The organism is Streptomyces sp. NPDC028910 (assembly GCF_055564955.1).
Genome location: NZ_JBVHVF010000035.1, coordinates 1 through 18228, shown reverse-complemented (window position 1 = coordinate 18228; position 18228 = coordinate 1). Strand labels below are relative to the sequence as shown.

Annotated in this window: 23 protein-coding genes and 1 pseudogene; 8 read left to right on the top strand and 16 right to left on the bottom strand. The window is 71.2% G+C overall.

Annotated features, from left to right (window positions below; genetic code table 11):
• Position 1: 1 nt before the first annotated feature.
• Positions 2-439 (top strand): hypothetical protein, encoded by a 438-nt coding sequence (locus tag ACZ4TV_RS30365; protein ID WP_468138331.1) that lies wholly within the window; start codon positions 2-4, stop codon positions 437-439.
• A 36-nt stretch (positions 440-475) separates the two neighbouring features.
• On the opposite strand, the gene ACZ4TV_RS30360 is transcribed toward ACZ4TV_RS30365, so the two are convergent.
• The 7 genes from ACZ4TV_RS30360 to ACZ4TV_RS30330 all read right to left on the bottom strand — a co-directional run bounded on the left by ACZ4TV_RS30360 (position 476) and on the right by ACZ4TV_RS30330 (position 6564).
• Entirely contained in the window at positions 476-1015 is a 540-nt protein-coding gene (locus tag ACZ4TV_RS30360) for a hypothetical protein (RefSeq protein WP_468138407.1), read from the bottom strand.
• Positions 1016-1110: 95 nt separating this feature from the next.
• Complete coding sequence (locus ACZ4TV_RS30355; RefSeq protein ID WP_468138406.1) at positions 1111-1779, bottom strand: uracil-DNA glycosylase; 669 nt, start codon at positions 1777-1779, stop codon at positions 1111-1113.
• 109 nt (positions 1780-1888) lie between these two features.
• On the bottom strand, positions 1889-3472 hold the full coding sequence (locus ACZ4TV_RS30350) for an ABC transporter substrate-binding protein (RefSeq protein ID WP_468138329.1): 1584 nt from the start codon (positions 3470-3472) through the stop codon (positions 1889-1891).
• A gap of 152 nt (positions 3473-3624) precedes the next feature.
• A complete protein-coding gene (locus tag ACZ4TV_RS30345) occupies positions 3625-4386 on the bottom strand; it encodes an SDR family oxidoreductase (protein WP_468138327.1) in 762 nt (253 codons plus the stop codon).
• Between the two features lie 28 nt (positions 4387-4414).
• A complete protein-coding gene (gene fabG / locus ACZ4TV_RS30340) occupies positions 4415-5176 on the bottom strand; it encodes a 3-oxoacyl-ACP reductase FabG (protein WP_468138326.1) in 762 nt (253 codons plus the stop codon).
• Positions 5177-5335: 159 nt separating this feature from the next.
• Entirely contained in the window at positions 5336-5719 is a 384-nt protein-coding gene (locus ACZ4TV_RS30335; protein WP_468138325.1) for a DUF3037 domain-containing protein, read from the bottom strand.
• Positions 5716-6564, bottom strand: a complete 849-nt coding sequence (locus ACZ4TV_RS30330; RefSeq protein ID WP_468138324.1) for a HipA family kinase — start codon at positions 6562-6564, stop codon at positions 5716-5718. The genes ACZ4TV_RS30335 and ACZ4TV_RS30330 overlap by 4 nt, the downstream gene beginning before the upstream one ends.
• Before the next feature lie 85 nt (positions 6565-6649).
• Between ACZ4TV_RS30330 and ACZ4TV_RS30325 the strand changes: the two genes are divergently transcribed.
• Entirely contained in the window at positions 6650-7276 is a 627-nt protein-coding gene (locus ACZ4TV_RS30325; RefSeq protein ID WP_468138323.1) for an ATP-binding protein, read from the top strand.
• A 157-nt stretch (positions 7277-7433) separates the two neighbouring features.
• Here the strand turns inward: ACZ4TV_RS30325 and ACZ4TV_RS30320 are convergent.
• From ACZ4TV_RS30320 to ACZ4TV_RS30310, 3 genes and pseudogenes are all read right to left on the bottom strand, one after another.
• A pseudogene (locus ACZ4TV_RS30320) lies at positions 7434-7652 on the bottom strand (GntR family transcriptional regulator); the annotation flags it as partial.
• A gap of 11 nt (positions 7653-7663) precedes the next feature.
• Positions 7664-7927: a hypothetical protein gene (locus ACZ4TV_RS30315; protein ID WP_468138322.1), complete on the bottom strand. Its 264-nt coding sequence runs from the start codon at positions 7925-7927 to the stop codon at positions 7664-7666.
• 315 nt (positions 7928-8242) lie between these two features.
• Positions 8243-8650: a VOC family protein gene (locus ACZ4TV_RS30310; protein WP_468138321.1), complete on the bottom strand. Its 408-nt coding sequence runs from the start codon at positions 8648-8650 to the stop codon at positions 8243-8245.
• A gap of 130 nt (positions 8651-8780) precedes the next feature.
• Between ACZ4TV_RS30310 and ACZ4TV_RS30305 the strand changes: the two genes are divergently transcribed.
• A complete protein-coding gene (locus tag ACZ4TV_RS30305) occupies positions 8781-9614 on the top strand; it encodes a hypothetical protein (RefSeq protein WP_468138320.1) in 834 nt (277 codons plus the stop codon).
• Between the two features lie 23 nt (positions 9615-9637).
• On the opposite strand, the gene ACZ4TV_RS30300 is transcribed toward ACZ4TV_RS30305, so the two are convergent.
• Together ACZ4TV_RS30300 and ACZ4TV_RS30295 are read right to left on the bottom strand one after the other, a co-directional pair.
• Positions 9638-10249 (bottom strand): HPP family protein, encoded by a 612-nt coding sequence (locus ACZ4TV_RS30300; RefSeq protein ID WP_468138319.1) that lies wholly within the window; start codon positions 10247-10249, stop codon positions 9638-9640.
• 216 nt (positions 10250-10465) lie between these two features.
• A complete protein-coding gene (locus ACZ4TV_RS30295) occupies positions 10466-11551 on the bottom strand; it encodes a DNA alkylation repair protein (protein ID WP_468138318.1) in 1086 nt (361 codons plus the stop codon).
• A 168-nt stretch (positions 11552-11719) separates the two neighbouring features.
• Between ACZ4TV_RS30295 and ACZ4TV_RS30290 the strand changes: the two genes are divergently transcribed.
• Both ACZ4TV_RS30290 and ACZ4TV_RS30285 read left to right on the top strand, forming a co-directional pair.
• Positions 11720-12115 carry an ATP-binding protein gene (locus tag ACZ4TV_RS30290; protein ID WP_468138317.1) on the top strand — a complete coding sequence of 132 codons (396 nt, stop codon included), beginning with the start codon at positions 11720-11722 and terminating at the stop codon, positions 12113-12115.
• A 221-nt stretch (positions 12116-12336) separates the two neighbouring features.
• The gene (locus ACZ4TV_RS30285) at positions 12337-13521 is read left to right on the top strand and encodes a zinc-dependent alcohol dehydrogenase (RefSeq protein ID WP_468138316.1); all 1185 of its coding nucleotides are present in this window, start codon (positions 12337-12339) and stop codon (positions 13519-13521) included.
• A gap of 51 nt (positions 13522-13572) precedes the next feature.
• Here the strand turns inward: ACZ4TV_RS30285 and ACZ4TV_RS30280 are convergent, their stop codons facing one another.
• The 3 genes from ACZ4TV_RS30280 to ACZ4TV_RS30270 form a co-directional block, all read right to left on the bottom strand.
• Complete coding sequence (locus ACZ4TV_RS30280) at positions 13573-14055, bottom strand: DUF5709 domain-containing protein (RefSeq protein ID WP_468138314.1); 483 nt, start codon at positions 14053-14055, stop codon at positions 13573-13575.
• A complete protein-coding gene (locus ACZ4TV_RS30275) occupies positions 14048-14305 on the bottom strand; it encodes a hypothetical protein (protein WP_468138313.1) in 258 nt (85 codons plus the stop codon). Before ACZ4TV_RS30275 ends, ACZ4TV_RS30280 begins: the two co-directional genes overlap by 8 nt.
• A 101-nt stretch (positions 14306-14406) precedes the next feature.
• Positions 14407-15021 (bottom strand): cysteine hydrolase family protein, encoded by a 615-nt coding sequence (locus ACZ4TV_RS30270; protein WP_468138312.1) that lies wholly within the window; start codon positions 15019-15021, stop codon positions 14407-14409.
• A 76-nt stretch (positions 15022-15097) separates the two neighbouring features.
• Here ACZ4TV_RS30270 and ACZ4TV_RS30265 point away from each other — a divergent pair, with 76 nt between their 5' ends.
• Positions 15098-15562 (top strand): pyridoxamine 5'-phosphate oxidase family protein, encoded by a 465-nt coding sequence (locus tag ACZ4TV_RS30265; protein WP_468138311.1) that lies wholly within the window; start codon positions 15098-15100, stop codon positions 15560-15562.
• Positions 15563-15568: 6 nt separating this feature from the next.
• On the opposite strand, the gene ACZ4TV_RS30260 is transcribed toward ACZ4TV_RS30265, so the two are convergent.
• Entirely contained in the window at positions 15569-16471 is a 903-nt protein-coding gene (locus tag ACZ4TV_RS30260) for a LysR family transcriptional regulator (RefSeq protein ID WP_468138310.1), read from the bottom strand.
• Between the two features lie 74 nt (positions 16472-16545).
• On the opposite strand from ACZ4TV_RS30260, the gene ACZ4TV_RS30255 reads away from it, so the two are divergent.
• Positions 16546-17565 carry a DMT family transporter gene (locus ACZ4TV_RS30255; protein ID WP_468138309.1) on the top strand — a complete coding sequence of 340 codons (1020 nt, stop codon included), beginning with the start codon at positions 16546-16548 and terminating at the stop codon, positions 17563-17565.
• Between the two features lie 214 nt (positions 17566-17779).
• A complete protein-coding gene (locus ACZ4TV_RS30250; protein ID WP_468138308.1) occupies positions 17780-18031 on the top strand; it encodes a hypothetical protein in 252 nt (83 codons plus the stop codon).
• Positions 18032-18228: the final 197 nt, after the last annotated feature.

Sequence of the window (18228 nt, the reverse complement as noted above, 5' to 3'; positions counted from 1 at the left end):
CGTGCAGCCGGCGGGGGCCCCGGCCGCCGGGGTACCGCCCCGCCACGAGCCGCGCGGCGGGCCGGGGGCCGCCCCTGTGATCGTCCGGGCACCCGCCCTGGAGGCGCTGGAGGCGGCCCCGGAGCAGCCCGCGCACGCCGCTGACTCCGCGCCCGCCCGGCGGCCGGCCCAGCGCCCCGCTCAGGGCGCCTCCCACGGGCCCGCACAGGATGCGGCGCCCGTCCCGGACATCCCGGAGCCCCCGAGGGCCGCCGAGCCCGCCTCCGGGCGTCCGGGCGGCCGCCCGCAGCGGCCTCGGCCCGACGCCGAGGTGGAGCGTGAGCTGATGCGGAAGCTGCCGGTGCGGCCGGCCGACGTGTGCGCGCTGGGCCGCCGGCACGGCCACTGGCACCCCGACAGCCCGGAGGCCCGCATCTGCGCGGGCGTACAGGGGGGCTGACCGCCGCCGCCGGGCGGTGTCGCGCGCCGCGGGACCCTAGGGAGCCTGCTCGGGGAACGGCCGGGGCCCGGCGCCGGGTTCCGTGGCGAGGCGCCGTTCGAGCCGTGCGATGGCCTCCCGTACGCCGTTCCCGTAGCCGTCGTCGGACAGCGCCCCGGTGGCCGCGCGGGCCCGTGCCAGGTGGATCCGGGCGGCCTCCGGGCGCTGCAGTTTCACGTAGTCGGCGGCCAGACTGAGGTGCAGGGACGGGTAGAACACGCGCATCGCCAGATGCGGTTCCCGCCGGGCGGGGCGCCCGTCCCGGGGCCCGCTCTCGGGACCGGCTTCGCCCAGGGCGTCGGCGGCGCTCAGGGCCCTCAGGTCCCAGGCCAGTTCGTCGGCGGGATCGTCCTGGGCGTCGGCCATGTAGTGGGCGAGGGTGCAGCGGTGGAGGGAGTCCCCCTCCTCGCCGATCTCCGACCAGAGCTCGCCGAGCCGGTTGCGGGCCTCCTCGCGGTCCCCGGCGTGCAGCAGGATGACCGCCTGGCCGATCCGGGTCATGACGGCGTCCTCCGACGCCTCCTGCTGCTCGGTCAACGCGGCCTCCGGCTTGCTCTGCCAGACCTGCTCCGGTCTGATCATCAAGAAGCTAGCCGGAGGTACCGGCAATGGCGCCGAGGCGCGGTGGGGCGTCAGCCGAGGTCCGGGATCCGCCAGTCGATCGGCTCATGCCCCTGGGCGGCGACGGCCTCGTCGATCTGCGTGAAGGGCCGGGATCCGAAGAACTTCTTGGCGGACAGCGGGGAGGGGTGGGCGCCCTTGACGATCACGTGCCGCTCCTCGTCGATCAGCGGGATCTTCTTCTGCGCGTAGGCGCCCCACAGGACGAAGACGGCGGGGTCGGGGCGCTCGGACACGGCGCGGATCACGGCGTCGGTGAACCTCTCCCAGCCCTTGCCCTTGTGCGAGTTGGGCTCGGCCTCCCGGACGGTGAGCACCGCGTTGAGCAGGAGGACGCCCTGCTCGGCCCACGGCATCAGGTACCCGTTGTCCGGGATCGGCAGGCCGAGCTCCTCCTTCATCTCCTTGTAGATGTTGCGCAGCGAGGGCGGGATCTTGACGCCGGGCCGCACGGAGAAGCACAGGCCGTGACCCTGGCCGGCGCCGTGGTAGGGGTCCTGGCCGAGGACGAGCACCTTCACCTGCTCGAAGGGCGTGGCCTCCAGGGCGGCGAACACCTGCTCCCGGGGCGGGTAGACCGGCCCGTTCGCCCGCTCCTTCTCGACGAACTCGGTGAGCTCTTTGAAGTAGGGCTGGTCCAGCTCCCCGCCGAGGACGGGGAGCCAGGACTCGGGCAGCATCTGGGTCACGGTGAAACCTCCGGTACAAGTTCGTGCAACTGCTCCAGAACCTACCGGGGGCCACTGACAATGCGTCGGCCGCCCGTGGCGGCGGCCCGCACCGCCGGCGCTACCAGCTGGTCTTGCGGTACAGCTCCCACATCTGCATGGCGGTCTGCGGGTCCAGCGCCCGCTCGGCGCCCGCGATGTCCTCGCGCGCGGCGACGTGCAGTTTGCCCTGCCACAGGGGCAGCAGCCGGACGTCCTCGGCGAAGATCTGCTGCGCCTTCTCGAACTGCTGGACTCCGGCCGAGCGGTCACCCTCGCGGCGGGACTTGGGCAGCAGCTCGGTCAGGATCTCGGTGGCCAAGTACGGGGTGCCGACCGCGTTCTCCTGGCCGACGAACGGCGCGATGAAGTTGTCCGGGTCCGGGAAGTCGGGGAACCAGCCGCGGCCGAAGACCGGGTACTCGCCGCTCTTGTAGCCCTCCTGGAAGGCCTTCCAGGGCTGGCTGCGCAGGGTGATCTGGAAGAGCTTGCTCTCGTCCAGCTGCCGCTTGAGCTCGGTGAACTCGTCGGCGGTGGAGGAGCCGTACCGGTCGGTGGTGTACCAGAAGGTCAGGTCGACCGGCTGGGTGATCCCGGCGTCCTTGAGTATCTTCCTGGCCTTGTCGACGTTCGCGGCGCCGTACTTGTCGTAGTAGGGCGTCTTGTGGCCGACGACCCCCTTGGGGACCATCGAGTACAGCGGCTCCGCGGTGCCCTGGTAGACCTTGGAGACGAGCGTCCCGCGGTCGATGGTCTGGGCGATGGCCTGGCGGACCGCGAGCTTGTTGACCGCGGGGTCCTTGGGGTTGAAGACCAGGTAGCGGATCTCGGCGCCGACGTTCTCGACGACCTGGACGCCCAGCGCCTGCGCCGCGGGGGTCCGCAGGTCCGTGATCTCCGGGGCCGACAGGCCTCGGTAGGTCGCGTCGATCTCCTTGGACTTCAGGGCCGCGACCATCTTCGAGGAGTCCGCGAAGTAGCGGATGGTCACGCCGTTGTTACGGCGGTTAGCGAAGCCCGTGTAGCTCTCGTTGCGGCCGAGGACGGCTTCGCCGCCCTCCTTGTACGAGTCGAGCACGTACGGGCCGGAGCCGATGATCTTGTCGCCCTCCCGCACCTTGTCGGCGGGGTACTCCTTGGGCGCGACCAGCGAGGCCGCGGGGGATCCGAGGATGTACGGGAAGGTGGCGTCGGGGGTCTTCAGGTGGAAGACGACCGTCAGGGCGTCCGGGGTCTCGATCTTGTCGAGCGTGCCGAAGAGGTCCTTGGGGCCGACCTTGGACCCGATGGTCCGGATCCGGTCCAGGGAGTGCTTGACGGCCTTGGAATCGAGCGCCTCGCCGTTGGAGAACTTCAGGCCCTTGCGCAGGGTGCACCGGTACGACTCATTCGCCGCGTCCGTGAACTCGCAGCTCTGGGCAGCGTCCGGCTGGGGCTTGGTGGAGCCCGTGGGGAAGGCCAGAAGCGTCTGGTAGACGTTCCGGTACAGCTCCCAGGAGCCGTCCCATGCCGCCGCGGGATCGAGGGTGCTCGGTGCGCTCGTGGTACCGACGACGATCCTCTTCACATCGTCGCCGCCGTCCTCCGACAGCAGGCCGCATCCGGCGAGCAGGGATATGGACGCAAGGGCCGCAGAGATCTGCAGGCATCTGGTCCGGTTGAACACGTGCACGCTCCTCGATCAGCCAGGGGTGCGGCAGACCCTACCGCAGTGCCCCACGAATCCAATGGGGTGGTTTCGTGAGGCACTTGACCGGTTCCGTGCATATTCGATACACATTTGCCTCCCTTTCAGAGGCAAATGTGTCCGATTATCGGTCAATGCACGCCGGCATTGAGGAACATCCCACCGTCAACGACCAGAGTCTGACCCGTGATCCATTCCGCTTGTGCAGATGTGAGGAACGCCGTGGCCCCTCCGATGTCCTCCGGGAGCCCGAGCCGGCCGAGCGGATAGGCGGCCGCCGCCTCCTGCTCCCGGCCCTCGTAGAGCGCCTGCGCGAACTTCGTCTTGACCACCGCGGGGGCGATCGCGTTGACGCGGACGCCGGGCGCCATCTCGTGGGCGAGCTGGAGGGTGAGATTGACCATGGCGGCCTTGCTCATCCCGTACGCGCCGATGAAGGGCGAGGCGGAGACACCGGCGATGGAGGCGATGTTCACGATCGCGCCGCCGTTGTCCTTCTGCCAGGCGTGCCAGGTGCGCTGGGCGAAGCCGAGCGCCGAGATCACATTGGTCTCGAAGACCTTGCGCGCGACCCCGAGGTCCAGGTCCGCGATCGGCCCGAAGACCGGATTGGTGCCCGCGTTGTTCACCAGGAAGTCGACGCGGCCGAAGGCCTCCATCGTCCGCTCGACGGCGACGGCCTGGTGGGCCTCGTCGTGCGCCTTGCCGGCGACCCCGATCACCCGGTCGGCGCCGAGCCGCTCGACGGCCTCCTTGAGGGCCTCCTCGTTGCGCCCGGTGATGCAGAGCCGGTCGCCGCGGGCGACCAGCGCCTCGGCGATGCCGTATCCGATGCCCCGGCTCGCCCCGGTGATCAGCGCGACCTTGCCGCTGTCGATACCGTTGTACGTCATGACGTGCGCCCTGCCTCTCGAAAACGCGTCAGTTGAGGGGGCCGCCGGCCACGTACAGGACCTGGCCGGAGACGAAGCCTGCGTCCTCGCCCGTGAAGAAGGCGATGGCGCCCGCGATGTCGTCCGGGCGGCCGACGCGCTGGACGGGGATCTGGGTGGCGGCCGCCGCCTGGAACTCCTCGAAGCCCATGCCGACGCGGGCGGCCGTCTGGGCGGTCATCTCGGTGACGATGAAACCGGGGGCGACGGCGTTGGCGGTGACGCCGAACTTGCCGAGCTCGATGGCCAGGGTCTTGGTGAAGCCCTGCAGGCCGGCCTTGGCGGCGGAGTAGTTGGCCTGTCCTCGGTTGCCGAGCGCCGAGCTGCTGGAAAGGTTCACGATGCGGCCGAACGTGGCCTCCACCATGTACTTCTGACAGGCCTTGGACATCAGGAAGGCGCCGCGCAGGTGCACGTTCATGACCGTGTCCCAGTCGGTCTCGCTCATCTTGAAGAGCAGGTTGTCGCGCAGCACACCGGCGTTGTTGACCAGGATGGTCGGAGCGCCGAGCTCGCGCGCGACGCGCTCGACGGCCGCCTCCACCTGCGCGCCGTCGGAAACGTCACAGCCGACCGCCAGGGCCTTGCCGCCGGCCGCCGTGATCGCCCCCACGGTGTCCTTGCAGGCCGCCTCGTCGAGGTCGAGTACGGCGACGGCCCGGCCCTCGGCGGCCAGGCGTACGGCGGTGGCCGCGCCGATGCCCCGGGCCGCCCCGGTCACGATCGCGACGCGCTGCTCGGTGGTGGACATGCTGGATCTCCTCGCCCTTGAGAGGCGGCCGCCCAGAGGTGAGCAACCGCTTAGTAGCTTCAGCTGAGGAGACGCTAGGAGCCCTGGCACCCGGTGTCAACGGGCGCACCGTCAGCCCCGCCGGCGTTTGAGGCGCACCTCCAGCCCCGGCGGGGCGGGCTACCGGACCAGGAGGTCCAGGAGCCGCTCCACCTCCGCCTCCGGATCGGCCGTCAGGCCGGTGTGCACCGGCCCCGGCTGCACCACCGTGCTGCGCGGGGCGATCAGCCACCGGAACCTCCGCCCGGCGTCGTCACCCGCCGCCTGCCCGGCGGACTCTCCGCCCGCGCACACACCCTCGACCCCGCGCAGCGCGGCCCGTACGCCGGCCACGTCGGCCGCCGGGTCCAGTGCGAGGAGCTTGGCCTCGTCGAGGTGGGTGCGCGCGGCGACGTAGGAATGCGCCCGGCAGTAGACGATCACGCCGGCGTTGAAACACTCGCCGCGTTCCATCCGGGGCACCACACGCACCAGCGCGTACTCGAACACGTCCCGCTTGGTCACTCGCTGTCGCTCTTCTTCCGGTGGGTCTTGTGGGGCCATTCGGGCAGGTGGTCGGTGAGCCACCCGGGAGGTCCGGCCGGCGTCTTCGCCTCGGCCTCCAGCGAGATCCTCTCGTGGATCGTGGCCGCGCGCGGCAGCAGCGCCTCCACATAGGCGCGGCGCAGCGCGTCGGTGGAGTCGAACCCCGGCTCGTCGACCAGCCACTCGTCGGGGACGTCGGCCGCGACTTCCGTGAGCAGCTCCTCGGTGACCAGCGGCGCGAGTGCGGCGGCCGCGCCGTCGATGTCCGGGCCCACGGGGGCCAGTACGTGGTCCGAGGCGTTGTAGGGCTTGGCGGCGGCGGCCTCGGCGGTGGGCCAGTTGTGGTGCCAGATCATGGTGGCGCCGTGGTCGATGAGCCAGAGGTCCCCGTGCCAGACCAGCATGTTCGGGTTGCGCCAGGACCGGTCGACGTTGTTGATGAGGGCGTCGAACCAGACCACGCGCCCCGCCTCGACCGGGTCCACCTGGTACGCGAGCGGGTCGAAGCCGATCGAGCCGGGCAGGTAGTCCATGCCGAGGTTGAGCCCGCCACTGGCCTTGAGCAGCTCCTGGACCTCCTGGTCGGGCTCGCCGAGCCCGATGACGGGGTCGAGCTGCATCTGCACCAGCCGCGGGACCCGCAGCCCCAGCCGCTGGGCCAGGCGGCCGCAGATGACCTCGGCGACCAGGGTCTTGCGGCCCTGGCCGGCTCCGGTGAACTTCATGACGTACGTACCGAGGTCGTCGGCCTCGACGATCCCCGGGAGCGAGCCGCCCTCGCGCAGGGGCGTGACGTAGCGGGTCGCGATCACTTCTGTGAGCATTTCGCCAGGCTAACGGGCGATCGGGCTTCACCATCAAAGGTTTATCGTCAGCCGTGGTGATCACCGCCGGGTGGATACTTCACAGGTGGACATATCAAGGGCTTCTTGGCGTAACACGACGCACGACTGGGCCGGCGTCGTGGATCTGGACCACCTGGAGGGCGTTCGACGGGATCCCGTCCTGTTCGCTCCCGGCGGTTCTCAGCACCTCGTCCTGGAGGTCGTCGCCTATGCGGCCGACGAGGCGGAGTGCAACAACGGATCGCGCTGTGTCATCACGCTCCACCCCGACGGTTCGCTGTCCGTCGCGGATGACGGGCGAGGGACGGACACCCGACTGGACGACGACGGGCGGCCCGTGAAGAAGCCGGTCATGGCCACGAAAGACCTTCGGTTCTTCGACTTCCCCGAGACGCAACGGCTTCCCGACGGTCATCCGCGTCGTGGCATGTCCGTCGTCGCGGCACTCAGCGACTGGCTCGTCCATACGAACCGCCGCGCGAACGGAGCGTGGACTCAGCGCTACGAGCGCGGCGTTCCCGTGACCGGTCTGGAACCGGTCCCCGACGACGGCACGACCGGGACGACCGTCCACTTCCGTCCGAACGAGTACCTGCGGGAGGTGAGCGGTCTTCCGGCAGGCGAGTTGGCGCGACGGGCGAGGTCATGGCCGGCTCTGGCCGTCGAGGTCGATGACCGACGGGCCCGGTGAATCCCCCGTACCGCTGCCACTCCTCACCGCTCATGCCGGTGTCCCGGTTGGCCTGTTCCTCTGCCTCGAGGTCGGCGGCGCTGCCGCGCACGTAGCCGAACAAGGTGATGGCCCTTTCGATGTGCAGCATGGCGTGGGGGGCCAGCACCGGCCGGCTGAGGCTCATGGTCCGGGCGAGCCACGGATGGGCCCTGTAGAGCCTCCACTGGGTCCGGGCGCAGGGCTCCAGTTGCGCGCGCCAGTCGTCATGCGGCTCGGGCAGCGGCTCGTCCGCGAAGGCGGCGTCGGCCATGAGGGCGACGAGTGCCTCCTTGTTCCGCACGTGCCGGTAGAGCGACATGGTGGGCACGTCGCGCTCGGTGGCGATGCGCTTCATGGTGAGCGCGGTCAGCCCCTCGGCGTCGGAGATCCGGATCGCGGCGCGCACGATGCCGGCGCGGACGTCTTCGTCGGGTGCGTCCGCCCCGACGGTGCGGGCAGCCGCCGGCCGGACTTGCCGGGGCGCACGGGTGCGGGCCGCACCGGTGCGGGCCGCACGGGCCGCAGGGATGCCGACGATGGGCTGACCACCGTGCCCACACCCGGCACAGCGCGTACCGCCCCCTCCTGGCGCAGCGCACTCAGCGCCTTGGTGGCCGTCGCGATCGCCACGCCCCAGCGCGCGGCGATCTGGCGGGTGGAGGGGACCGTTCCCCGGGGCGTAGTTCGCCTGCGTCGATCCGGCGTCGGATCTCGGCGGTGATCCGGGCGAGGGCGGCTGCTCGGGCATGACACTCCCTCAGCGCCCTCATCTCTGGCGCCGGCGGGAAGGGGCCGAGCGGTTCTTCATGGGCACCCCGAGCCAGGAGGTGCTCGACATGATCGCCGCGAACGCACCGGAAGTGGTCCGGGGGCAGACCGTACGGCTCAAGGAGTACGCGTCCGCCCCCAGGTCGGTTAGCCGCGCGGGCACGCGCGCCGGGACTCTCACTCAGCGAGGTTCAGCTGCCAGGAGACGCCGAAGCGGTCGTTGACCCAGCCGAACTTGGCGCTGAAGCCGTACGAGCCCAAGGGCATCAGCTCCGTGCCCTGGTCGGCGAGGGCTCCGTAGAGGCGGTCCAACTCGGCCTCGGTGTCGCATTGGACGAAGAGCGACACCGCCGGGGTGAAGCCGAACTCGTGCTTGACGTAGCTGTCGATGCACATGAACCGCTGTCCGGCGAGTGAGAACGTGGCGTGCAGGACCGTGCCCTCCTCGCCCGGGCCTTCGGCGCCGTAGCGGCTGATGTCGACGACCTCGGAGTCCTCGAACAGCGAGGTGTAGAAGGTCATGGCTTCCTCCGCCCTGCCCTCGAACATCAGGAACGTGGTGATCTTCTGCGGCATCGAGACCATGACGCTGTCCTCCGGGTGCTGGTGTGAGCCCTTCGGGACCGAGGCTAGGGGGTGTCTTGTCGATCAGGCCGGCGCCGACCGGGACGGGCGGAAGCCGCGTCGCTCTGGCGGGCTGAAGTAGCGTTCGGGCATGAGCATGCCGCCGTCCCCGCATCCCCCCGGCCCGTACGTGCCCCCGCAGCCCCCGAGTCCGTACGGTGGGCAGCAGTACGCCCCGCAGCCCTCCCACCAGCAGCCCTACCCGGGGCAGCCCTACCCGCCGCAGCCGTTCCCCGGTCAAGGAGGGTGGGGCCCGCCCCCGATGGGTCCGCCGCGCAAGAACCGGACGGGCATGGTGATCGGGATCGTCGCGGGCTCGCTGGTGGCGCTCGGCGCCCTCGGTTTCGGCGTGAACCTGCTGAGGGAGGCCGGTTCCGTGGCGAGCGGAGCCGGCTTCCCCGAGGCCCGGTACCGGCTCACCGTTCCCAAGACCCTGCTGGACGGCACGTACGAGCTGTCCCAAGACCTGTCGGACACCGAGGGCAAGGAAGCCCTGAAGGGCAGCTACGACTCGAAGATCCGCAATCCGAAGCCGGTCGTCGGCCAGTACACCTCCGACTCTCCGAAGGGGTCGAGCGCCCTGGTCGTCTCGGGGATGTACGGACAGTTCAAGGACCCCGAGGGTGCCCGGAAGAAGATGCTGGGCGGCGCGGCGGACGCCGAAGGGGCGACCCTGGCGGTGCCCGCCAGGGACATCACGCCCGCCGGTTCCGACATCACCCTGTCGTGTCAGGTGCTGACCGTGCGGCGGGGCGGTGTGGAGAGCACCCTGCCGATGTGCGCCTGGGCGGACGAGAACACCGGCGCCTCGGTCGGCGTCTTCAGCCCGGAGGTCGCGCAGCGCAAGCCCGGGGCCGTCGACCTCGCCAAGGTCGCCGAGACCACCCTCAAGGTGCGTGCCGAGTCCCGGCAGCCGATCGGCTGACCGCCGCCTCCTCCGCAGGGGCGCTACCACCAGTAGGCGGGGTACCTCGGTGCCTTGCGGCGGATGCGGGAGGCGGCGTAACCGGTCAGCACGAGGAGGACCGCGGCGCCGAGCAGCAGCGGGACGAACCGGGACGGGGCCGGGGTCTGGAGCACGATGACGACGGCGGTCGCGCACGCGGGTGAGTGCGGGGTCCGGGCGGCCATCATCAGCGCCAGGGTGACCCCGGCCGCCACGGCCGCGGCCCACGCGCTGCTACCCGCGGCGGCCAGGACGGCGTAGCCGACGGCAGCGCCGAGGAGGTGGCCGACGACGACGCTGCGCGGCTGGGCCAGGGGCAAAGTGGGGGCGCTGTGCACCAGGGCGGCGCTGGCGGCCAGGGGTGGTATCAGCACCGGCTCGTGGAGGACCGCACCGATCGCGACGAGTCCGAGCAGGACGGCGGTCGCGGCGCTGACGCTGTGGAAGGCGGCCGCGGGGGTGGGACGGGCCGGGGGCCGGCCGACCGCGGTCCGGCGGATGGTCGGTTCGGTCGGCGGTTCGGTCGGCGGTTCGGTCGGCGGTTCGGGGGACGGCCCGGCGGGCGAGGGGGCCCTGGGCGCGGGCTGGGGGCGCAGCGCGGCGTCGGTGCTCATGGGGACAGGGAGTTTTCCGGGACAGGGGCGGCCGTGGGCAGGGGCCGGCAGGGCGCAACGAGAGGCGGGTCGGGGCGAGGAGCACTGTGATCGACAGGGTGCTCGAACTTGCGCCTGTTCCGGGTTCGGCCGGCGCGGTCCGCCTCGACCCTATCCGTCAGGTATTGCCGCGAATGAACCGGGGGTGGGGTGGCCGAGCCCCTGCCCGCGGCGTTCTCAGTAGTGCAGCAGGAACTCCGCCTCGCCGCGGGATCGGCCGTTCACCTGGAGCTGCACCCGGTGGATTCCCGGGTGGTAGCGCCGCGTGCTGATCGGCTTGAAGGAGTGTCTGCGCGTCGCACGCCACGTCTCGCCGGGGGCGAGGGACCGCGTGGTGAGTTTGAAGACCTTGGGCGTGTGGGTGCCGTTGGCCTTCATGTGGAGGATGACGTAGTCGACGACGAGGTGAGCCGCGCGGTCGTCCGTGTTGGTCACGGCGTAGTCGAACTCCAGATGGTCGCCGACCCGGATCTCCGAGGTGCGGACGAGCGGGCCCTCGACCACGACGGGAGCGGCGGGGGAATGGCCGAGCAGCGTCAGCGCCTCGGGGTGGCCGGATTTGATCAGGGTCCGTAGGCCGTGCCGGACCACCCGGGCGGTCGTCGCTGCCGGATCGCCCAGCCACCGCGCCGCGACGGCGACCGCGGTGTCCGGGTGGTCGCGGCTGATGTCGTTGAGGTGGTTGGCCACGGACTTGCGTACGTACTCGGAGTCGTCGCGGTAAAGGGCGTCGAGCAGGGGCAGTACGGACGTCGGGTCCGCGATGAGCTCCGGCAGCCGGGGCGCCCAGGGCAGGCGTGGCCTCGTGCCCTCGCTGGCCAGCCGCCGGACGTGCGGGTCGGGGTGGACGGTCCAGGGCTCCATGACCGCGAGCGCGCGGTCCAGGTCGGCGCGCAGGAAGGGGCGTACGGCAATCTCCGAGGTCAGGCGGGGGGTGAGGGCCGCCAGCAGGGCGAGCGCGGGTTCGAAGGCGGCCAGGCCCCGTACGGCGACGGCCTCGGCGACGGGGAAGGTCATCCAGCCGGTGAAGCCGCTCTCGCGCAGAGCGGCGCGCACCACGTCCGCGAAGGCGGGATAGTCCGCGGGCAGGTCGGCGAGGACCGCGTCCCGGATGAGGGCGGTCCGTTCCGTGAAGCTCAGCCCGTCCAGAGCGGCGCCGCACGCCTCGGTCTCCCGCGCCGCGATTCCGCCGGCGGCTCGCGTCAGGAACAGGGCGAGCGCGGCGGTGGTCTCCGCGCTGAGTAGTTCGTCTGCCGAGGGCACCGTGTCAGTCTCCCGCTCCCGGGGGCTTCCCGGAGAAGCCCTGCACCCGACACTTTATTCGAAACTTTGTTTGGCTCCACTCTCGTCGCCCCCGGGCGCATCCCGCCCCCGGACAGGGGCAGGCGCAGGGCAGCAGCACGCCTTGGAGGCGGAAGGGAGAGAGCACCCATGGATCCGCCTGTACTTGATCAACGGCTGCCCCACGTCGAGGAGGCGGCCGCGGCGGCACGCGCCGCCACCCGCACCTTCCTCTCCCTCGCGGCCCAGGAACGGCTGCCCGTCCACACCGAGTCCGCCGACGTCGTCCTCCTGGTCGTCAGCGAACTCGTGGGCAACGCCATCCGCCACACCGACGGACCGTGCACCCTGCACCTCGCCCTCGTCCGCGACGACATCGAGATCCGCGTCACCGACACGAGCCCCGACCCGCCCCGCCCGCGCCGGCCCGACCACGAGGGCACCGGCGGCTGGGGATGGACCTTGGTGAATCACCTCACCACGAGCCTTCACGTGGAGCCGGCGCCGAACGGCGGCAAGACCATCTGCGCCCGCATCCCCTGGTGACGGCCGGCGGAGCCCTCGGAGTGCCGGGCCGGACGAGGGGTATGCGCCGTGACATAACACGACAACCACCGCTTTGATTCACTTGGAGGAGCTTTGAGTGCCTTCGATGACTCGGACCGGAGAGACCGGAGAGACCGGAGCGAGCAGGCCGCGGTAGCGCGGACGGCTCAGGAGCAGGCGCGGACCGCCGGTCAGCTCGGTGAGGCACCTGAGGAGGCGTGATGCGAGCCCTGACCTGGCACGGCAAGCGCGATGTACGCGTGGATACCGTTCCCGACCCCACGATCAAGGACGACACGGACGTGATCGTGAAGATCACCACCACCGGGCTGTGCGGTTCAGATCTGCACCTCTACGAGGTGCTCGGGCCGTTCCTCGCAGAGGGAGACATCCTCGGCCACGAGCCGATGGGCATCGTCGAGGAGGTGGGACCCGAAGTGAGCAGGGTGCGTCCCGGAGACCGGGTCGTGGTGCCCTTCAACGTCTCCTGCGGCACCTGCCACATGTGCGGCCTGGGGCTCCAGTCCCAATGCGAGACGACGCAGGTGCGCGAATACGGCAGCGGCGCCTCGCTCTTCGGTTACACCAAGCTGTACGGACAGGTTCCCGGCGGCCAGGCCGAGTACCTGCGCGTGCCGTTCGGCAACACCCTGCCGATCCCCGTGCCCGCCGAGGGGCCGGACGACCGCTTCGTGTACCTGTCGGACGTCCTGCCCACCGCCTGGCAGGCGGTCGAGTACGCCGCCGTGCCGGACGGCGGGAGCGTCGCCGTACTGGGCCTGGGACCCATCGGGGACATGGCGACCCGCATCGCCGCGCACCGGGGAGCCGGCCTGGTCATCGGCATCGACCTCGTACAGGACCGGCTGAACCGCGCCGCCGCCCACGGCGTTCACACCCTGGACCTCACGGCCCACGGCAAGGGCCTCGTCGAAGCGGTGCGGGAACTGACCGACGGCCGCGGCCCGGACTCGGTGATCGACGCCGTGGGCATGGAAGCGCATGGCGCACCCGTGGCCAAGGGCGCGCAGCAGATGACCACCATGCTGCCGGACGCGCTCGCGGCTCGCATGATGCAGCGCTTCGGCGTGGACTGCCTGTCCGCTCTGCACCTGGCGATCGACCTGGTGCGCCGGGGCGGCACCATCTCCCTCTCCGGCGTCTACGGGGGCATGGCCGACCCGATGCCCCTCCTGACCATGTTCGACAAGCAGATACAGCTGCGCATGGGACAGGCGAACGTATGGCGTTGGGTGGACGATCTGCTGCCGCTCGTGACCGACGGCGACCCGTTGGGCGTCGAGGACTTCGCCACCCACCGGCTTCCGCTGGACGAGGCGCCTCGGGCTTACGAGATGTTCCAGAAGAAGCGTGACGGCGCCGTCAAGGTCCTCTTCGCCCCCTGAGTCCTGAGTGGTGTCGCAGCGGGCCCTCACCTCCCGGACCGCTCTCGCCTCTCACCGCTCGCCCGGCTCCTCGGGAAGACCGCCTTCCACGACGTGCATGGCCGCTTCCTCCGCGCTCGCGGCCCCGGCGTCGACGCCCTCGTCTCGGGCGATGAGCTCCTTCGTCGTATCGGTGCGGGCCCCCTCGTCCGGAGCCGTCAGGCGCCCGGCGCGGTCGGTACCCGCCTCGGGGTCGAACGGCTCTCCCGCACCGCCCGGCAGGTCTCCCAGACCGTCCCCCTCGGGCTCCGTCACATCCGGGACCTCCTGGGACAGCCTCTCGTCCAGGGTCTCGCCGGCCCGCTGCTCCTCGGCCGTGGTCCCGTGTTTGGTGACCCCGAGCGGCTTCTCCGGAGGGGAGTAGCCCTCGTCCAGCATGTCGTCGTAGGTGCGCTCGTCCACGGCGTTCTGGAGGTCCAGGGGCGCCGCGTCCTCCTGCTCCTCGTTGGTTCCGGTGGGCTGGTACGCGTCGTCCCCCATCTGGTTCTCACTCATCGGGCGCTCCTTCTCTCCCTGGCCCGCCGTCGGCTTCGGCCTCGTCCTTGGAGCCGGCCGCCTCGACACCCTTCAGGGGCTCCCCGCTGCCGGTGCCCGCCTGGTGGTAGCCCTCTCGGGCACTTGCCGTACCGGGCACGACGCGCTCTCGCGCCTGGCTTTCGGAGCCGGAGCCGGCTCCCGGTTCCTCGCTGTCACGGGCCCGCGCGGACCTGTCCCGCCGCGGGTCGTCCGGTGTGTGCTGGGTCATGTCCGTGTCCTTAGGTCTCGACGAGACCCCCTGGAGCGGCTTCCCTCTCAAAAGCGGGCGAAACGGGACCCGCCGCCACGGCATCCGCCCCGGTACGGGGGTCAGGCCCCCGGAGCCCACTGGTCAAGGAGCTCTTCGGCCGTGGTGATCACCGCGACCAGCGCGAGGGAGTTGCGGATCACCTCGGCGGTGCAGGAGGCGGGCACCCCGGCGATGGCATCGGCCGGGACCACGACCTCGTACCCGAGGTTCACGGCGTCGAAGACGGTGTTCGGGATGGCGATGTTGGAGGAGACCCCGGTGACGACGAGGGTGCGGATGCCGAGATTGCGCAGCAGGGCGTCCAGATCGGTGCCGGCCATCGGCGACAGCCCGTGCAGCCGGCGCACCACCAGGTCCCGCTCGTCCACGACGATGGGTGCGGCGACCTCCACCGCCCGGCTCCCGGTCAGCTGGCGTACGGGCAGCTTCCCCGCAGCCCGGAACAGTCGTGCGTTGCTGTTCGCCCCGCGTCCGTCCGGCCGCCGCTCGGCCACCGCGTGCAGCACCTGTACGCCTGCCCCGCGCGCGGCGTCGACCAGCGCGGCCACCCGCGCCAGCATCCCGGAGTCCCGGGCCTCCTTGGCGAGATCGGGCAGCGCGCTCTCCTCGCCCACGACACCGTTCTGGCACTCGACGGTGAGCAGCGCGGTGGTGACGGGATCGAGATCCGGCATGGCTCCCCCTGGCGTGACGGCGCAAGAGCCCGCATGATTCCTGACACACAGTCAGTTGTGAAGGGGCGCGGGACGGATGGACGAGACTCGGACACAGCGGCGGGGCCGCCGCATCATGATGAGCGACGCGGAAGTGGACGCCTTCCTGCGCGAACAGAAGACCTGCCGGGTGGCGACGGTCTCCCCCGACGGGCGCCCGCACGTGGGCGCCCTGTGGTTCGCGTGGGACGGCAGTTCCTTGTGGCTGTACTCGATCACGCGCAGCCGTCGCTGGTCCGACCTGCGCAAGGACCCGCGGATCTCGGTGGTCGTGGACTCGGGCGAGTCGTACGACGAACTGCGCGGCGTGGAGCTGTCCGGCAGCGCCGTCTTCGTGGGCGAGGCTCCGCGCACGGGCGAGCCGTGCCCCGAACTGGCGGAGGCCGAGCGGATCTTCCCGGTCAAGAACTTCGGCATCGAGGAGATGCCGCACGACGGGCGGCACGCATGGATCCGCCTGACCCCGGAGTCGATCGTCTCCTGGGACTTCCGCAAGCTCTGAGCGGTGTCACCGAAACCCTTGGGCCGCCTGCCGCAGGGCGTCGACCGCTGCCCGGATGCTCGGCCGCCGGTCGGCGTCCGCGCGCCAGACGGCGTACACGTGGCGGCGTACGGCGTCACGGACCGGCAGCAGCCGTACCCCCGGCGGCACCGGGCCGCGGCCCAGCTTCGGCGCCACGCACACGCCGAGTCCGGCTTCCACGAAGGCCAGCTGGGTGTGGTGCTCCTCGGCGATGTGGGCGATGCGCGGCTCGATGCCCGTACCGCGCAGAGTGAAGACCAGCCACTCGTGGCAGAACTGCCCCTCGTTCCAGGAGATCCAGTCGTCGTCGGCGAGTTCGGCGAGGGAGATCCCGTCCCGGTCGGCCAGCCGGTGACCGGCCGGGACCGCGATGTCGACGGAGTCGTCCAGCAGGTGGGTCCGGGTCAGTTCGGCGGGCACGGGCATCCGCTTGTTGTGCCAGTCGATCGCCAGGGCGAGGTCGAGGTCCCCGCGCACGACGGCGGCCATGCTCTCCTCGGGCTCCTGCTCGCGCACCCGGGTCCGCAGCTCCGGATGCCCGGCGCGCAGCGCGGACAGGGCCTGGGGCAGCAGCCCCCGCATGGCGGTCGGGAAGGCGCCGATCCGCAACTCCCCCACCGCGCATCCCCGTTGGGCCTCGACATCGGCCTGGGCCAGCTCCACCTGGGAGATGATCCGGGCCGCGTGATCGGCGAGGAGCCGCCCGGCGTCGGTGAGCCGGACCCCGCGCCCGTTCCTGGCCAGCAGCGGCTGGCCGACCTCGCGCTCCAGCTTGGCCATCTGCTGGGAGACGGCGGAGGTGGTGACGTGGAGTCCGTCGGCCGCGCCGCTGACCGAGCCGTGGCGGGCGAGGGCGTCGAGGGTGCGCAGGCGCTCCAGGTTCAACATGTAAGCAATGCTACGCCGTCACCCTGAGGAAATCTCGCTTGTCCTACGAAGTTGATACCAGCAAAGTAAAGACCATGAGCGCACCCACGGCCCCGTCGCCAGCCTCCTCGCCGGCCTCCTCGCCGGCCTCCTCGCCAGCCCTCCCGACCGCCTCCGCTGGCTCCGCGGCCTCCGCGACGGTCACCACCACCGCCGCCCGGCGGGGCCGCCTCCTCGACTGGCGCGTCCGGTTCGCCGTCCTCTCCGTCGTCTGGGGCTTCAGCTTCCTCCTGATCAAGGTCGGCACGGAGGCGTACGCGCCCTTCCAGGTAGCCCTGGGCCGGGTCCTGTTCGGCGCGCTCGCCCTTCTCGCGGTGCTGCTGGTCCGCCGCGAGCCGCTCCCCCGGGGGCTGCGCACCTGGGGCCACCTCAGCGTGGCGGCGCTCCTGCTCAACACCGCCCCCTTCTCCCTCTTCGCGTACGCGGAGTTGAGCATCCCCTCCAGCCTGGCCGGCATCTGCAACGCCACCTCTCCGCTGTGGGGCATGGCGCTGTCGCTGGTCGCCCTGTCCGAGGACCGCCCGACACGCCGCCGCTTCGCGGGGCTGGGTCTGGGCTTCCTCGGCGTCCTCACCGTCCTCGGCGCCTGGCAGGGCTTCTCCGGAGTCGACGCCAAGGGCACGGCCTTCGCCCTGCTGGCCTCGCTCTGCTACCCCATCGGCTGGATCTACGTCCGCCGCACGCTGGCCGGCACCCCGGGGTCGCCGGTGGCTCTGACCGGTGGCCAGCTCATGGTCTCCACCCTCCAGCTCACGCTGGTCAGCGCCCTGTTCACGTCGGCGCCGGCCTCGTTCCCGCTCTGGCCGACCCTGTCGGTGATCGCGCTGGGTGCCCTGGGCACGGGCATGGCCCTGCAGATGCAGTACGGGCTGGTGGCGGAGGTCGGGCCGACCACCGCCCAGATGGTCACCTACTTCATCCCGGTCATCGCCACCACGGCGGGCGTCCTCGTCCTCGGCGAGCAGCTCCACTGGAACACCCCGGTCGGCGCCGCGATCGTCCTGGCCGGCGCCGCCCTCACCCAGACCCGCCCCGGCCTGCGGAAACCCGCCTGACGCCTGCTAGGGGGTGTCTTGCCGATCATGCCGGGCTCGCGGCGTCTGGCACCGCACCTCGCGGCGTTGTCCTCAGTCGTCGATGCTCCGCATGGACTCCCTCCTCCGCCTTGCGATGCACGGCACCAGACGCCGCTCCCTGATCCGGCCTGATCGACAAGACACCCCCTAGCCTGCGGCCGATCATCACACCTCCCGGGAGCACCTATTGAGCTTGGCCGCCGTTCTTCTGACCGCCGGACCCGCGGTTCTCCTCGAGGGCGGCTGGGTCGCACTGAACGTCCGGGGGTCTGCCGCCTCGATCGAGCGCTGGGCAGCCGCCAACGCCGAGCTCGCGATGCAGGCCCGGGGAGATCTGGGCCCGCCGCGGCGGGTCATGTCCGCCCAGGTCAATCGTTTCCTGGCCGCGGTGATGGCCCTGTGCGGACTCGTCCTCACCCTGGGCGGCCTCCTCGAACTGCTCTGACCCCGGCGCGGCCCCCGCCCTCGCGGCCCCGATCTTTCAGCCTCGCCAGGGGTCCCCCCCGGACGGAGTCTGGGGGAGTTTGAGGCGCGGGGTCTGGGGCGGAGCCCCAGCAGCGGCGGCGCGCCCCCCCCCCCCGGGGCCGGGTCCCCGCCCCAACCCAACACTACGAGTACTCCTCCCCCCTGTAGAGTTCCTAC

Bases quoted from the DNA above. Each gene is read 5' to 3' on its own strand.
- ACZ4TV_RS30355 (WP_468138406.1), bottom strand. From the start codon at position 1,779: ATGCTGCCCGAGTCCTGGCTCCCCGTCCTCGGCGGGGAGCTGGACCAG.
- ACZ4TV_RS30345 (WP_468138327.1), bottom strand. From the start codon at position 4,386: ATGACGTACAACGGTATCGACAGCGGCAAGGTCGCGCTGATCACCGGG.
- fabG (WP_468138326.1), bottom strand. From the start codon at position 5,176: ATGTCCACCACCGAGCAGCGCGTCGCGATCGTGACCGGGGCGGCCCGG.
- ACZ4TV_RS30330 (WP_468138324.1), bottom strand. From the start codon at position 6,564: ATGCTCACAGAAGTGATCGCGACCCGCTACGTCACGCCCCTGCGCGAG.
- ACZ4TV_RS30310 (WP_468138321.1), bottom strand. From the start codon at position 8,650: ATGGTCTCGATGCCGCAGAAGATCACCACGTTCCTGATGTTCGAGGGC.
- ACZ4TV_RS30305 (WP_468138320.1), top strand. From the start codon at position 8,781: ATGAGCATGCCGCCGTCCCCGCATCCCCCCGGCCCGTACGTGCCCCCG.
- ACZ4TV_RS30300 (WP_468138319.1), bottom strand. From the start codon at position 10,249: ATGAGCACCGACGCCGCGCTGCGCCCCCAGCCCGCGCCCAGGGCCCCC.
- ACZ4TV_RS30290 (WP_468138317.1), top strand. From the start codon at position 11,720: ATGGATCCGCCTGTACTTGATCAACGGCTGCCCCACGTCGAGGAGGCG.
- ACZ4TV_RS30285 (WP_468138316.1), top strand. From the start codon at position 12,337: ATGCGAGCCCTGACCTGGCACGGCAAGCGCGATGTACGCGTGGATACC.
- ACZ4TV_RS30280 (WP_468138314.1), bottom strand. From the start codon at position 14,055: ATGAGTGAGAACCAGATGGGGGACGACGCGTACCAGCCCACCGGAACC.
- ACZ4TV_RS30275 (WP_468138313.1), bottom strand. From the start codon at position 14,305: ATGACCCAGCACACACCGGACGACCCGCGGCGGGACAGGTCCGCGCGG.
- ACZ4TV_RS30270 (WP_468138312.1), bottom strand. From the start codon at position 15,021: ATGCCGGATCTCGATCCCGTCACCACCGCGCTGCTCACCGTCGAGTGC.
- ACZ4TV_RS30265 (WP_468138311.1), top strand. From the start codon at position 15,098: ATGGACGAGACTCGGACACAGCGGCGGGGCCGCCGCATCATGATGAGC.
- ACZ4TV_RS30260 (WP_468138310.1), bottom strand. From the start codon at position 16,471: ATGTTGAACCTGGAGCGCCTGCGCACCCTCGACGCCCTCGCCCGCCAC.
- ACZ4TV_RS30255 (WP_468138309.1), top strand. From the start codon at position 16,546: ATGAGCGCACCCACGGCCCCGTCGCCAGCCTCCTCGCCGGCCTCCTCG.